Source organism: Rhizobium sp. BR 315 (genome assembly GCF_050577975.1).
In the GTDB taxonomy this organism is placed as follows: domain Bacteria; phylum Pseudomonadota; class Alphaproteobacteria; order Rhizobiales; family Rhizobiaceae; genus Rhizobium; species Rhizobium miluonense.
Window position 1 is genome coordinate 239,319 of sequence record NZ_JARWKZ010000001.1, and the last position, 14,543, is coordinate 253,861.

Consider the following 14,543-nt stretch of genomic DNA (forward strand, 5'->3'; position numbering starts at 1 on the left):
GTTCATTTGATACCAAAAATCGCTTCGTCGCCGCTCAGGGATTCAAATCCGCCGGCGGTCAATACCGCCGGCATGCTGGCGCCGACGCAGCCGATCCCATCCTCGTAAAGGCAGGGGGTCACGTGGAAGCACATGCCCTCTTCGAGAACGACATCGTGATGGCGGCGGATCGCCATGACATCGTCCTCGCCCCAGCCGGGCGGGAAGGAGGCGCCGATGCTGTAGGCAGGCCGTGTGACCATCCATTCGGCAAAGCCGCGGCTTTCGATCACGCCTTCGAATATGCGTGCGGCTTCATGCGAGGTCATGCCGGGACGAACGCGCGCAAAGCCCTCGTCGAGCGCTTCCTTGCACACGTCGAACATGCGCCGCACCCGGTCCACCGGCTCGCCGATCGAATAGAACCGGAAGATTGGCGTGTGATAGTCGTGGATCGACGCGGCCGGTTCGATATTGACCAGCTCTCCGCGTGAGATCGGAGCACCGCACCAGGTGACGTGGGCGCGTGCGGTGCGAGGCCCGGCGCAGACATTCGCCATCTTGACCGGCCGGTGGCTGCCGTTGGCGAGCATGCTATGGGTGACAACAGCGGCAAGCTCGGTGTCGGTCATGCCCTCGTGCAATGCCTCGAAGCCATCACGGCAAGACTGAGCCGCGATCTGGCCCGCTTTGCGCAGAAGGTTGATTTCCGCTGGGCTCTTGATGCGACGCAGCTGCTCGACAAGCCCGGATGCGTTGAGAACAGCATCGTCCTTCGCACGAATAAAGCCCCGCAAGGCAGTCTGCACCGTCGCATATTCTACGGCGATCGTGGCCTTGGCGGGTACGAAATCGGCGAGCGTCCGTTCGAGAACGGCCGTATAGTCCTGTCCGTCCCGGACACCGACGCCTTCGTCCGCCCAGATCTTGCCCTTGAGCGCCCGGATGTTGCTGAGTTCGGTTAGCCGCATCACCCAGATTGCCTTGCCATCTGCTCCAACGATCAGGGATGTCGCGCCGTAGGCGAGCGATCCGAACCCGGTCAGATAGTACATGTTCTCAGCCGAATTGAGCACGCAGGCATCGATGCCGCGCTCGGCCATGAGTTTTCTTAGGGCATCCCTGCGCGCCAGATATTCTTGAGGCTGGAAAGGTAAACGATCGTAGTCGGTCGACATGTTATCGGCTCACTATTCTAGGGAAATCGGTTGAAAGGGCGTGTCGGGGCATCCTTCCTCGAGATCGCGTCAATTGCTCTTCTTAATGTTCCAGAACACCGGCACGTCCTGCGTGGTGAGCACGCCGGAAAGCTTATTCGAGAACGCGACAAAGGTGTTCCATTGGCCGAGCGGGATATGATGACCGATCTCGAAAGCGCGCTTGGAATATTCAGCCGCGACGGTCTTCTGCGCCTCGACGCCATCGGCGAGCGCCCATCTAAGGCGCAGATCCTCAAGTGTCTTGTCGCATGGCCAGCCGAAGATGCCCTTCTCGCAGGCTGCCGAGAAGGTGATGCTCCAGACCGGATTGGCGACCACCTGTCCGCCGACATAGGAATGAAGCAGGTTCCAGCCGCCCTTGTCGGCCGGCTCCTTGGAATTGCGACGCTTCAGGACGGTTGCCCAGTCCATGGCCTGCACATCGACCGTCAATCCGATATCCCGCATCGCCTGCACGGTGACGACGGTTTCGGGATGCACGATGCTTTCATCGGTCGGGTCGAGAATGACGATCGGCTTGGAAAAGTCCCAGCCGGCCTCCTTGAACAGCGCCTTGGCCTTCTCCGGATTGGGTGCCTTCAGTGCGTCCAGCCCGGCTTCCGTCTCCATCGGGCCGCCGCAGATGAAGAAAGAGGCGCAGGCTTTGAAATAGTCGGGATTGCCGTTGACCGCCTGCAGATAAGCCTGCTGGTTGGTCAGGTAGAACATGGCCTGGCGGGCTTTCGGATTGTCGAAGGGCGGCTGCGTGTGATTGAAGAAGAGCGTGCCCTGCGTGCCGGTCTGGTTGATGACCTTGGTTTGCAGATTGCCCGCGGCTTCGATAACCGGAAGAAGGTCGAGCGAGGGGTTCTGCCAGAAGTCGATCTCGCCGCTCATCAGCGCCGATAACGCCGTCTGCTGGTCCTTGATGATATCCCATTCGACGCTGTCGAACTGCGCCACCTTGCCGCCGGCCAGGCCACTTGCCGGTTCCTTGCGCGGAACATAGTCGGCGAACTTCTCATAGACCACCTTGCTGCCGGGGACCCATTTGTCCTTGGCGAATTTGTAAGGGCCGGAGCCGGTTTGATCGGTGATTTCCTTGTAGGGATCGGTCTCTGCGATCCGCTTAGGCATCATGAATGGGACGTTCGACGCCACCTTGCTGAGGGATTCCAGCACGATGCCGTAGGGTTCCTTGAATTCGAGCTCGAAGGTCTTGTCGTCGACGACCCGCATTTCTTTGATCTCGCGGGCCATCAGCTGCCCGGCCGCGTCGCGAGCTTGCCAGCGCTTCAATGAGGCCACGCAATCCTCGGCCTTGACCGGCTGGCCATCATGCCATTTCAGCCCGTCGCGCAGGGTGAAACGATAGGTCTTCTTGTCTGCCGAAAGCTGCAGGTCCTGGACCATTTCCGGCTGCGGCTTGAAATGCTCATCGAGCGCGTAGAGCGTGTCGTAGATCATGAAGCCGTGCATCTTCACGATGTCGGCGGTCGAGCCCATCGGGTCGAGCACCTGAAGGTCGGCGCTTGGCACGATCTTGAGGGTGTTTTCCGCCCAGGCCGTCCCGAGGCACGATAGCAGGACGGCCGAAGCGAGCAGGGCCTGGCGGGTGGCTTTCATCGGATTAAACATGGTCATTCCCCTTTTTATTCGAGAGCTTTTCTCAAACCGGAACCTTTTGTTCCGCCCTGCCGGGTATCGAGGCGAGCAGTTCGCGCGTGTATCGGTGGGCAGGCGCGGTAAAGACGGTCGACACAGCTCCCTGCTCGACGATTTCCCCGCGGTGCATGACGATCAGCCGATCGCAGATCTGGGCTGCCACGCGCAGATCGTGCGTGATGAAAAGAATGGCCAGATCGAAGCGTTTCTGCATGTCGTCGATCAGGCGCAGGACCTGCGCCTGGACCGAGACGTCGAGGGCAGACACAGCCTCGTCCGCCACCAGGATGTCGGGTTCCATCGCCAGCGCCCGTGCGATCGAGATGCGCTGCCGCTGGCCACCGGAAAATTGATGCGGAAAGCGGTCGACGGCATGGGGCTCCAGCCCGACGAGCTGCATCAGTTCGCGTGCCCGTTCCAGGGCTTCGCTTTTGCTTTGGCCGAAATTCATCGGGCCTTCGATGATCGATTGTCCCACCGTTCGCCGCGGATTGAGCGATCTGTACGGATCTTGGAACACCATCTGCATGCGCTGCCGCAAGGTGCGGCCGTCCGTGGCATCGGGCAATTCAATGCTGCCGGATGACGGCTCGATCAGCTGCATGACGCAGCGCGCAAGCGTAGACTTGCCGGAGCCGGATTCGCCGATAATGCCGAGCGTCTCTCCGTGCCTTACGGAAAGCGAGGCTTCCCGCAGGGCTTGGACGGTGCGGCGGTCGCGGAACAGGCCGCCGCTGTGGTAGGTCTTTGTCACGGCCGTCACCTCAAGCGCGACGGCGCCCTTGACGACATGGCCGCTTCGCTTCGGCTCAAGCGTCGGAACTGAGGCGATCAGCATGCGCGTATAGTCCGAGGCCGGAGCATTGAGCACCTGATCGGCTGTACCTTGCTCGATCATCTTGCCGGCTTTCATCACGACCACACGGTCGGCAATCTCGCGCACGACGCCGATGTCATGGGTGATGAACAGCACGCCCATGCCGCGTTCGCGCTGCAACTCGCGAATTTGTGACAGGATTTGCGCCTGGGTGGTTACATCGAGCGCCGTCGTCGGCTCGTCGGCAATCAGCAGTTTGGGCTGAAGGATCAGCGCCGCCGCGATGAGAACACGCTGGCGCTGGCCGCCGGAGAGCTGATGCGGAAAGGCGTGATAGAGCTTTTCCGGATCGGGCAGGCGAACTTCGGCCATGGCGGCGACAACCTTGTCGAAGCGTTCCTTGCGCGACAGGGAGAGATGGGTCCGCAAGACCTCGTCGATCTGCTTGCCGACCGCCTGCACAGGGTTCAATGCGGTCATCGGCTCCTGGAAGATCATGCCGATGCCGCGGCCGCGCAGATCCCGCATTTCGGCAGGAGTTGCCTCGGTAATGTTCTTGCCCTCGAACAGAATGCGGCCGGCAGGCTTCGGGAACACCTTAGGCAGCAAGCCCATAATGGATTGGGCGGTGACCGATTTGCCGGAGCCAGATTCGCCTACCACGCACACGATTTCACCCGGCGCGACGGAAAGAGAGATGTGATCAACCGCAAAGCCGCGATCGCCTCCACCCGGAAGAGGAATGGCGAGGTCCTGGACCTCAATGACAGGTGTCGCCGTTTTCATCAGCATCCCTCACATCCTCTTTGCAATTCGAGGGTCGAGCGCATCGCGCAATCCATCCCCGAGCAAATTGATACCAAGCACCGTAAGAGCCAGGAAAAGGCTCGGCAGAAAGACCAGACGCGGTGCGACCTGGAAGAAGGTGCGTCCCTCCGAAATCATGTTGCCCCAGCTTGGAATTTCCGGCGGCAGGCCCGTTCCAAGGAAGCTGAGACCAGCTTCGATCAGAATAGCGGAGGCGCAGATATAGGTGCCAAGCACCATCAAGGGGGCGTAGGTGCTGGGAAGCAGGTGGCGGAAAAGGATTGCCGGTATAGATGTTCCGACGGAGATCGCCGCTTCGACATAGGGCTCCTCACGCACGGTCAGCACGACGCTGCGCACAAGCCGCACGACGCGGGGGATTTCGGGAACGGTAAGCGCGACGACAACGGTTGCGATGCTGGCACGGGTGAGCGAGACGAGCGCAATCGCCAACAGGAATGTCGGGATTGCCATGAGGCCGTCCATGATGCGCATGACCACGACATCGACCCAACGGAAATAGCCTCCCACCAGACCGATCGTAACGCCGATGACCAGCGCTGCCGTTGCGACGCAGAGCCCGATGAGCATCGAGCTGCGCGCGCCGTAGATGGCGCGGCTATAGACGTCGCGACCGAACAGGTCGGTGCCGAACCAGGCAAGTTCCGATGGCGGCTTCAGGCGCATGCTAGGGGCGATGCGGCCCGGATCGACCGTGCCGAGATAAGGGGCGACGATCGCCACCAGAACGATCGTCGCGATGAGCAACCCGCCGACGAGAACGGACGGATGAAGCAAGAACGGCGGTAGCGAGTGCTTTGTCATAGCCCGCGCCGCGGGGAGAGAAGCAGGAGAGTTCATCAGTACCGCACCCTTGGATCGAGGAACGCATAGGCGATGTCGATGATCAGATTGATCAGGACATAGACTCCGGAAAACATGAGGATGACGCCCTGGATCACCGGATAATCCCGTTTCAGGATCGCATCGACCACGAGGCGTCCGACGCCGGGAATGTTGAACACCGTTTCGATCACCACGACGCCGCTGATCAGCAGCGCAATGCCGATGCCGATGACGGTCAGGATCGGGATCGCAGAATTGCGCAGGGCATGCCTCGTCACGACGATGCGCTCCTTGACGCCCTTGGCCCGGGCGGTGCGGATAAAGTCCTCGCCCATCATTTCCAGAACGCTTGCCCGGGTGATGCGCGCGATCAGCACGAGATAGGCAAGCCCCAATGTCATCGTCGGCAGCGCGATGCTCGACAGGAAGGGGACGATGCCGTCGCGAATGCTGGAGAAGCCCTGAACCGGCAGAAGATGCAGGTGCAGCGAGAAGACATAGATCAGGCAATAGCCCAGCACGAAGACGGGGATGGAGAAGCCGAGAACAGACACGAGCATCAGCGTCCGATCCAGCCAGCTTCCGGCGGTGGCGCCGGCAATCGTGCCGAGGGGAACCGCTATCACGATCGAGAAAACGAGTGTCGTCAGAGCAAGGGAGGCCGTCGGTTCAAGGCGCTGAAGAATGAGCTGCGTAACGGGAATGTTCGAGAAAACCGAGACGCCCAGATCGCCATGCAGGAGCGAGCGGCCCCATATGATGAACTGGCTTATCAACGGCTGATCGAGCCCGAGGGTCGCGCGGATCCGCTCGATCGTTGCAGCGTCCGCATTGTCGCCGGCGATCACGACTGCGGGGTCGCCGGGGCTTAGCCGCAGCAGCAGGAAGACTACGATCGAGACGACCAGGATCACTGGCACAAGACCGAGCATTCGTTTGACGACGAAGGCGAGCATGTGATTGTTCCCAATTTTTGAATTCTATTATTGTATGCAATCTAATATCATTAATGCATGCATTTTTGGTTCCGTAAAGCATCTTTTGCTGATATGACGTAAATAGTGATCGCGCATATCCTCGGCATTGGCGGGTGCGTCAGTGCCGTCAGGCAACAAATGGCTGGACACATACGATCTTCGTATGCAATTCGATGTGTTAAATCGGTTGAACATTGGGAGTCTGGAATGGCGAAGAAAGTGAGCGATGCAGGCGGTGGCCGCTCTCAGGCCGTTCACCGCGCCCTGAAGCGGGCTATTATCGACCAGGCTCTTCCGCCTGGGGCAAAGTTGCCTGAAGATTCGATCGGCGAGCGGCTGGGTGTCAGCCGCACCCTGGTTCGAGAAGCGCTGGTTCGCTTGAGCCAGGAAGGCTTGGTGGAATTGCGCCCCAACAAGGGGGCTGCGGTTGCGCGTCCGAGCCTGGAGGAAGGCCGGGACCTCTTTCTCACGCGGATGGCATTGGAACGCCTTGTCGTGGAAACGCTTTCGGGAAACCTGACGCGAGAGCAAATCGACACGCTCTCCGCCCACATTGCCGGTGAGGAAGCCGCCAGAGCCGAGCATGCCGCCTCGATCCGCCTGGCCGGCGAATTCCATACGCTTCTTGCGCAGATGACCAACAATGCCAGCCTCATCCGCTATGTGAACGAGCTGGTCGCCAGAAGTTCGCTGATCCTTGCCCTTTATGGCAGGCCCCATTCCTCGGAATGTGCCGTGTCGGAGCATCGGGATCTGCTGGACAAGCTGATTGCTGGCAAGACCGAGGAAGCGGCAGCGCTCATGGCGCATCATCTCGATTCCATTACCGCGCGCGCCTTGCTCCCCACGGAAAACAGCATCAAGGACGTGCTCGCCACCTATGCGCTGGCGGAAGGCCTGGCGTAGGAACCTGACGTCTTCCAGAGGCAGCGGCCGTCTGCCTGGGCTCTCAGCCGAAAACTCACTGCTGTCTTCAAAGGCGATGCAGCGCTCGATGCGTCCCATCAGCGACGATCTTGGCGTCATCTGCCATATCTGCGATGATGTTGCGGTTACCTATCGCGGCAAATTGGTAGAGGCAGGACCGGCCGTTGATATTTTCGAGCGGCCGCAAAGTGATTATACGCGTATGCTTCTTGAAGCCATGCTCGATCCGAATCCGGATCGTTCGCCGTTCCGTCAGACACTCTAAGAGTAGTTCCTCATGACCTTCGATCCCACTCTTGCAGCCCTTGCCGAAGAAGCCAAGGGCTGGCGCCGGACCATTCATCAGCACCCCGAGCTTCTTTTCGATCTGCCGAAGACCTCGGCTCTCGTCATCGAGAAGCTGAAGGCCTTCGGTTGTGATGAAGTGGTCACCGGCCTTGCCAAATCCGGCGTCGTCGCCGTCATCAATGGCAAGCTCGGCAAAGGCAAGACCATCGCGCTCCGTTGCGACATGGACGCGTTGCCGATGTCGGAGCAGACCAATCTGCCGCACGCCTCCAAGGTGCCGAATATGATGCATGCCTGCGGACATGACGGCCACACCGCCATGCTGCTTGCGACCGCCAAGCATCTGGCCGCCAATCGTGACTTTGCCGGCAAGGTGGTGTTGATCTTTCAGCCGGCCGAAGAGGGTGGCGGCGGCGGCCGGGTGATGATCGAGGAAGGTGTGCTCGAACGTTTCGGCATCGAAGAAGTCTACGGCATGCATAACGAGCCGGGCCTTGCCGTCGGCTCCTTTGCGATTCGGAGCGGCCCGATCATGGCCGGTGGCGATCGGTTTGTCGTTACGATCAACGGCAAGGGCGGCCATGCCGCGTCGCCGCATCTGAGCCACGATCCCGTCGTCGTCATGGCTCACATGATCACTGCGCTGCAGTCGATCGCCTCGCGTTTCACCGATCCCTTCGACCCGGTCGTCGTCTCGATCACCTATGTCAGCGGCGGCAACGACAAGGCGCTGAACGTCATCCCGGCCGCCGTCCAGATTGGCGGCACGATCCGCACCATGCAACCGAAGACGCGCAAGGCGGTGGAAACCCGCTTCCGCGATGTGGTCACCATGACCGCCAAGGTGTTTTCGGCCGAGGCCGAAATCGATTGGCGTCCCGGCTATCCGGTCACCGTGAACGATGCGGAGAAGACGAAGGTCGCGGTGGCAGCCGCCCGCCACGTCGCGGGCGACGCCCGCGTCGATGACAATTACCCGCCGACCATGGGCTCGGAAGATTTCTCCTATATGCTGGAAAAGCGTCCCGGCGCCTTCATCTGGCTCGGCAATGGCGACAGCGCCGATCTGCATAACCCGGCCTATGATTTCAACGACGATGCCATCATCCATGGCGTCAACTATTGGCTGGCGATCGTTGGGCAGCAGCTTGGTGCGGCAGAGAAGTAGCTCGGTTGGCGGCAGAACTGCGGCGATAAGAGGTGACGGCACGGCCAGTGGAGCAGCGCCGATCGCCTCTGAGGTTTCGTGGGATATAACAGGTCTGCGCATTGAAGCGGACTTGAGCCGCCATGACGAATAGCACCGGTCCGCTGACAGCTCACGAGCAGATATTCTAGGCGTGATACCGTGCCATCTGCCGCGGGATCAGAAGCCGCGCCGTCAGAGTGCATAGAAGCACGGCGAACAAGAGAATGAGCGCGACCAGAGCGTTGATATCGGGAGAAAAACCCAATCGCATCATCGCCCATAGGCGCACCGGCAGCGTGCTCTCGGTCCCCGTGACGAGGATGGTGATCATCGTCTCGTCGAATGAAAGAGCAAAGGCAAGAACGGCACCACCGGCCATCGCGCTCGACAAGTTCGGTAGGATCACGCGCCAGAAAGTTTGCCAGCTATTCGCTCCCAGATCATACGAGGCTTCGACGAGCGTGCGGCTCATCGACTGCAGGCGTGTGAGGATCGTCCGATAGACGATCGCGAGCACGAAGACGGTATGTCCAATGATGACCGTTACCAGGGATCGATCGAAATTGATCTCCCGGAAGAAAATCAGGAGCGCGAGGCCGCTGATGACGGGCGGCATCAGGAAGGGGAGGAAAATGATGAACTGAAGCGCTCCCCGGCCGGCATGCCGGCCGTGATAATAGAGCGCCAGAAGCGTGCCTGACACGACGGAGAGGATCACCGTGCAGACACCGACGATCAGCGTCGCCCTCAAAGCGGCCAGGACATCGCCATTTTCCGCCAGCGCCGTGTAGGCCGATAATGTCGGCCGGGACCAGTCGACCTGGCCGTGATTGAGATCGAAAAACGAGGACAGGATGGGAACGAAGAGCGGGCTATAGAGCAGGATCGCGACGAGGGCGGTGACTGCTGCCAGCAGGATCGTGGAAAGATGGATACGGCCAGTCATCGTGATAGCCCCCGTTGCCTGCCTGCCTGTTCCCCAAGCAGGATCGCGGCGATCACGACCACCGCCAGCGCGACGGAAAGCGCAGCGCCGAAGGGCCAGTTATAAGCCGTGCCGAACTGGCTGTAGAGGATGCGGCCGAATGTGAAGCCGCTGACGCCGCCGACCATCTGAGGCGTCAGAAAGTCGCCGATCGCCAGAACGAAGACGAAGCTTGCCGCGGATGTGACCCCGGGAAGGCTCAGCGGCAGCGTGATGCGCAGGAATGTCTGGAACCGGCTGGCACCGAGATCATCGGAGGCGTGCAGCAGAACCTGCGGGATGCGCTCGAGCGTGAGGAAGATCGGCAAGATCGCGAAGGGGATGAGCAGAAGTGTCAGCGTCAGCAGGATCGCATTCATGTTGAATACGAAAAGGGTCGAGGGCTGAGCAAGAATGCCCAAGCCGACCAGCATCGAATTGAGCACGCCATTCTGGCCGAGGATGCTTCGGATGGCATATATCTTGATGACGTAGCTCATCAGCAGCGGCACCAGCATTAGCATCAGCATGATGTATCGCCATCTGCCCTGCAGCGTGGTGAGGAAATAGGCTGCAGGATAGCCGAGAGCCACGCAGATGACTGCCACCGAGAGGCAGAGGATGCAGGTACTCCAGAATACCGGCAGGAATACGGGATCTGTGAGGAAGCGCGCGTAATTTGTGAGCGTGAGCGTGTAGTTGATCGTGCCTTGAGCGACGCTCAGGAAGCTGTAGCCAAGAAAGAGGATCAGCGGCAGCAATATGAAGAAGACCGGTATCGCGAAGGCGAGCAGCGTCACGAGGATGGAATAGCCGGCGCCACGTTGGTTCATGATAGCACCAGATAGGAGTCGCCAGGCGCAAAGGATAGATCCATCGTTTCGCCTGGTCGCAGAGCGCTTCCTGTTACACGGCTCGGCTGACGCAGACGCAGGCGTTCGCCGCTCGAATTGATATGGGCGACCGTCGAGGAGCCGGCGAAAGCGAGTTCTTCGACGATGCCCGAGAAGCGGTTCAAGTCTTCATTTGTTTCGGCAGCGCGTAACGCCTCCGGGCGGAAGACAGCGAAGGCCGTAGCTCCGTGTGGCGCGGACCGCAGTTCCGGCTGTCCCTCGATAGAGCAATGAAGGCGACCGAGCGCGGTATCTATGGCACGCGTGCTTCCATCGCCGGCAGCCAGCTTTCCGCACACAAGATTGTTTTCGCCAAAGAACTTCGCGACGAACTTGCAGCTCGGCCGGTAATAAAGATCATGCGGCGTGCCCAATTGGCGGATGCGGCCTGCTTGCATGACGCAAATGCGGTCGGCCATGCCGATCGCCTCTTCCTGATCGTGGGTGACGAACAGGAAGGTCGTCTTGACCTCGCGCTGGATCGATTTCAGGAACTCCTGCATCTGGCGGCGCAGTTCGAGATCGAGTGCGGCGAGCGGTTCGTCCAGCAGGACGAGGCGAGGCTGGCAGATCAGGGCGCGGGCCAGCGCTACGCGCTGGCGCTGGCCGCCAGAAAGCTGCGCCGGATAACGATCGGCGAATTTGCCGAGCTGGACCAGATCGAGGGCCTCGCCGACACGCTGCCTGATTTCCTGGCGGGGCCTGTGGCGAATGGACAGGCCATAGCCGACATTGGCCGCGACCGACATATGCGGGAAAAGCGCATAATCCTGAAAGACGGTGTTGAACGGTCGACGGTTGATCGGCATGCGGCTGATGTCTTGGCCATCAAGGACGATGCGCCCCGATGTCATGGCTTCAAGGCCGCCAATGAGGCGCAGCACCGTCGTCTTGCCGGAGCCGGAAGGGCCGAGCACGGTCAGAAATTCGCCATCTCGGATCGAGAGATCGATTTCGTGAAGCACCGGCACCGCGCCATAGGACTTCGAGACGGACTGAAGACTAAGCAGGTCCAGCGATTGGGTCATTTTTTCACTCGATATGGTTCGGAAGCGGTCCGAAAGCGATCGGACCGCCGCTTTGAAGCAAATCCGACATAGGGATCAAGGCGTGGCCTTGATTTCGTTCCAGAGATCCGAACGCTTCAACGGATCTTCGACATTGTCGAGCCAGATCAGCTTGTCGGCGCCATGGGCGCTGGCGGTTTCCGTGACTGTATTGCCGAAGCCGGTCCGTTCGGAGAGCTGCGAGCTCACGGTCTTGGAGATCATGAAGTTGATCCATTTCTCCGCGGCCGCCTTGTCATGCACGCCCTTGGAGATCACCCAGTTGTCGAGCCAGGCAAGCGCACCTTCGCTTGGATTGATATAGGCGACGTGGGCGCCCGCATCCTTGAGTGCCTTCAGCTGCTGCTGGCCGTAATTGGCCCAGATGAGGGCGACATCGTTATTCTTGTAGATCTGCTGGGCTTCATCGGCCGTCGTATAGAAGCTCAGCACATTGTGCTTGAAGTCGATCAGTTTGGCTTTCACGGAGGCGATCTGGTCATCGCTCAAATGGAAGGGATCCTTGTAGCCGAGGGTCAGTGCGGTGAAGGACACGTTGTGTTCGCCATTGTCGTAGGCGAGCACCTTGCCGCGATAGGCCGGATCCCAGAGAGCCGACATGGAGGTCGGTGCCGGCTTGACCTTGTCGGTATCGTAGATGAGGCCGATCGAATCGAAGCAGAAAGGAATGCCGTAGACCTTGCCGTCCTTGGTGTCGCCGCGGATCGCGGTCAGATCGCGGAAGCGCGGCAGCACGTCCTTCTGGTTCGGCAGGTTGGCGGTATCGATGGGCGTGACGAGATCGGCGGCTATGTATCGCTGCAACTGGGCGGTGTTGACCGCAAAGACGTCGAAGTCCTTGCCTTCGCTGCCCTTGATCTTCGCCCAGGCCTCGTCATCGCTGCCGATGAAGACCACATCGACGCCAATGCCCGTCGATGCGGTGAATTCCTTGACCCAGTCCTTGTCGGCATAGCCGTCCCAGGCCAGCACGCGAAGGTTTTCAGCCAATGCCGATGATGCCATCATCGACACCATGAAGCCGGCGGTTGCCATGGCTGTCAGAAGTTTTTTCAATCCCATTTCCGTTCCCTTTATTGTTGTTGGTTGTCAATGCGATCGGCGCAGGTTTCGGCTATAGCTGCGTGACGGTCACCAGCCCTTCGTCGGGCGTCAGTTCCACCCGATTGCGCAGCGGCTTGCCGAATACGTCCGCTTCGATTTCGTATTCATCCCCCGGGCCGGTCAGGACGCCGAAGGCATAGCTCATCACCGCCGCACCGAAGAAATAGGCATGCAGGTCTCCCGGCCTGCGGTGCATGGGGTAGCGGAAGTGATAGTGTTCGAGGTTGGCGATCGAGTGAGACATATGCGTCTCGCCTGAGAGGAATTCCTCTTCCCAGATCACCTCTCCGTTGCGGCGGATGCGCGAAAGGCCGCGCACCTCGTCGGGCAGATCGCCGACCAGAAGCTCCGGTCCGATCGAGCACGAGCGCAGTTTGGAATGGGCGAGGTAGAGGTAGTTTTCGGCTTCGGTGACATGATCCGAATATTCGTTTCCGAGCGCATAGCCGATGCGGAAGGGGCTACCATCCGGCCCGACGACATAGAGACCGACGATTTCGGCCTCTTCGGCGCCGGCAAGGGCGAAGGCAGGCATCGGCAAGGCCGCGCCCGGCGCGACGACGCAGGTGCCGACGCCCTTGAAGAACCATTCCGGCTGCACGCCCGGCGGACCACCGGCCGGTTTCCCACCTTCGAGACCCATACGGAAGATCTTCAGCGAGTCGGACTCTGCTGCGCCTTCGCCATGGGTGAGGACGTGCATCTTGTCGCGCGCATTGGCGCTGCCGGTATGAGTGAGGCCCGTGCCGGTCACAAGGAAACGGCTGGGTTCCTCGTGATCGAGCGGTGCCAGCACCAGGTTTTCGCGATGCAGGCGATCGTAATCCACCAATTCCGCCGTAGCGCGCTCTTCGACCAGCGTGGCGATCGGAACACGGCGCTCGATTGCCGCTTCGGCAAGTTCGCGGACGGAACGCGTGTCCTTGAGCGGATGAAGGTGATTGCCATCGGTCGAGACGCGGCCGACCTTGCGCTCGCCCTCAGGCGTTTTGAATTGAACGAGACGCATGACTGCACCTTTCCCTGTCGTAAGTTGATTTGTCATACCCAGCCTCCGTCGACGATGAACTGCTGGCTTGTGCACATGGCGCTGTCATCGGCTGCGAGGAAAAGCGCCATGCGAGCGATGTCGGAGGGCTGAAGCCGGTCCGGCAGACATTGGCGCTCCTCGATCTGCTTTTCGCCGGCGGGCGTGAGCCAGAGACGCATCTGCCGCTCGGTCATCACCCAGCCGGGGACCATGCAATTGACACGGATGCGCTCAGGCCCGAGCTCGCGGGCGAGCGCCCGCGTCATGCCGTAGACCGCCGCCTTGCTCGTGACATAGGCGGGACAGTCGGGGTCGCCGACCATCCAGGTGATCGAGCCGAAATTGATAATGGAGCCTCCGCCCAGCGCCTTCATGTAGGGTCTCGCGGCCTGGGCGGCGAAGAACTGATGACGAAGGTTGACGGCCATCCGGTCGTCCCAGTAGGCAACCGTCACATCCTCGGTCTGATGGCGATCGTCACTGCCGGCATTGTTGCAGAGAACCTGAATCGGCCCGTTTCTGGCCGCGGCCGCTTCGAGCGCAGCGCGCAGCGCGTCGATGTCGCGGAGATCGCAGGGAATGAAAAGCGGCGGTTCGGCGCCCTCCTCAGCTATGGCTGCAACGAGCTGCCGGGAAGGCTCCTCGGCGATGTCGACGAAAGCGACACGGCTGCCCTGGGCGCAGAAGTGCCGGACGAGGCTCTCGCCGATGCCGCTGCCGCCACCGGTGATGAAGACACTTCGTCCCTTGAGGCTCGGATAAATCGCGAAATTATTTTGCTGGCTACTCAT

Annotated in this window: 14 protein-coding genes; 3 read left to right on the plus strand and 11 right to left on the minus strand. The window is 60.3% G+C overall.

Annotation, left to right across the window (positions count from 1 at the left end; genetic code table 11):
• Positions 1-2: 2 nt before the first annotated feature.
• From QD409_RS01165 to QD409_RS01185, 5 genes are all read right to left on the minus strand, one after another.
• A complete protein-coding gene (locus tag QD409_RS01165) occupies positions 3-1,157 on the minus strand; it encodes a M24 family metallopeptidase (RefSeq protein ID WP_430761641.1) in 1,155 nt (384 codons plus the stop codon).
• Between the two features lie 69 nt (positions 1,158-1,226).
• On the minus strand, positions 1,227-2,816 hold the full coding sequence (locus QD409_RS01170; RefSeq protein WP_430761642.1) for an ABC transporter substrate-binding protein: 1,590 nt from the start codon (positions 2,814-2,816) through the stop codon (positions 1,227-1,229).
• A gap of 31 nt (positions 2,817-2,847) precedes the next feature.
• Positions 2,848-4,452 (minus strand): dipeptide ABC transporter ATP-binding protein, encoded by a 1,605-nt coding sequence (locus QD409_RS01175; RefSeq protein ID WP_430761643.1) that lies wholly within the window; start codon positions 4,450-4,452, stop codon positions 2,848-2,850.
• Between the two features lie 3 nt (positions 4,453-4,455).
• Positions 4,456-5,292 carry an ABC transporter permease gene (locus tag QD409_RS01180; protein ID WP_425348509.1) on the minus strand — a complete coding sequence of 279 codons (837 nt, stop codon included), beginning with the start codon at positions 5,290-5,292 and terminating at the stop codon, positions 4,456-4,458.
• Between the two features lie 35 nt (positions 5,293-5,327).
• On the minus strand, positions 5,328-6,269 hold the full coding sequence (locus QD409_RS01185) for an ABC transporter permease (protein ID WP_092844201.1): 942 nt from the start codon (positions 6,267-6,269) through the stop codon (positions 5,328-5,330).
• 228 nt (positions 6,270-6,497) lie between these two features.
• Between QD409_RS01185 and QD409_RS01190 the strand changes: the two genes are divergently transcribed.
• The 3 genes from QD409_RS01190 to QD409_RS01200 all read left to right on the plus strand — a co-directional run bounded on the left by QD409_RS01190 (position 6,498) and on the right by QD409_RS01200 (position 8,673).
• On the plus strand, positions 6,498-7,196 hold the full coding sequence (locus QD409_RS01190; protein ID WP_092844199.1) for a GntR family transcriptional regulator: 699 nt from the start codon (positions 6,498-6,500) through the stop codon (positions 7,194-7,196).
• An 88-nt stretch (positions 7,197-7,284) separates the two neighbouring features.
• A complete protein-coding gene (locus tag QD409_RS01195; protein WP_245297915.1) occupies positions 7,285-7,482 on the plus strand; it encodes a hypothetical protein in 198 nt (65 codons plus the stop codon).
• Between the two features lie 12 nt (positions 7,483-7,494).
• Entirely contained in the window at positions 7,495-8,673 is a 1,179-nt protein-coding gene (locus QD409_RS01200) for a M20 aminoacylase family protein (RefSeq protein ID WP_430761644.1), read from the plus strand.
• A 166-nt stretch (positions 8,674-8,839) separates the two neighbouring features.
• Here the strand turns inward: QD409_RS01200 and QD409_RS01205 are convergent, their stop codons facing one another.
• The 6 genes from QD409_RS01205 to QD409_RS01230 all read right to left on the minus strand — a co-directional run bounded on the left by QD409_RS01205 (position 8,840) and on the right by QD409_RS01230 (position 14,543).
• A complete protein-coding gene (locus QD409_RS01205) occupies positions 8,840-9,640 on the minus strand; it encodes an ABC transporter permease (RefSeq protein WP_430761645.1) in 801 nt (266 codons plus the stop codon).
• Entirely contained in the window at positions 9,637-10,491 is an 855-nt protein-coding gene (locus tag QD409_RS01210) for an ABC transporter permease (protein WP_430761646.1), read from the minus strand. Before QD409_RS01210 ends, QD409_RS01205 begins: the two co-directional genes overlap by 4 nt.
• Positions 10,488-11,579, minus strand: coding sequence for an ABC transporter ATP-binding protein (locus QD409_RS01215; RefSeq protein WP_430761647.1), 1,092 nt, complete (start codon positions 11,577-11,579; stop codon positions 10,488-10,490). Before QD409_RS01215 ends, QD409_RS01210 begins: the two co-directional genes overlap by 4 nt.
• A gap of 75 nt (positions 11,580-11,654) precedes the next feature.
• A complete protein-coding gene (locus tag QD409_RS01220; protein WP_092844189.1) occupies positions 11,655-12,680 on the minus strand; it encodes an ABC transporter substrate-binding protein in 1,026 nt (341 codons plus the stop codon).
• 52 nt (positions 12,681-12,732) lie between these two features.
• Complete coding sequence (araD1, locus tag QD409_RS01225; protein ID WP_430761873.1) at positions 12,733-13,731, minus strand: AraD1 family protein; 999 nt, start codon at positions 13,729-13,731, stop codon at positions 12,733-12,735.
• A gap of 32 nt (positions 13,732-13,763) precedes the next feature.
• Positions 13,764-14,543, minus strand: coding sequence for an SDR family NAD(P)-dependent oxidoreductase (locus QD409_RS01230; RefSeq protein ID WP_430761648.1), 780 nt, complete (start codon positions 14,541-14,543; stop codon positions 13,764-13,766).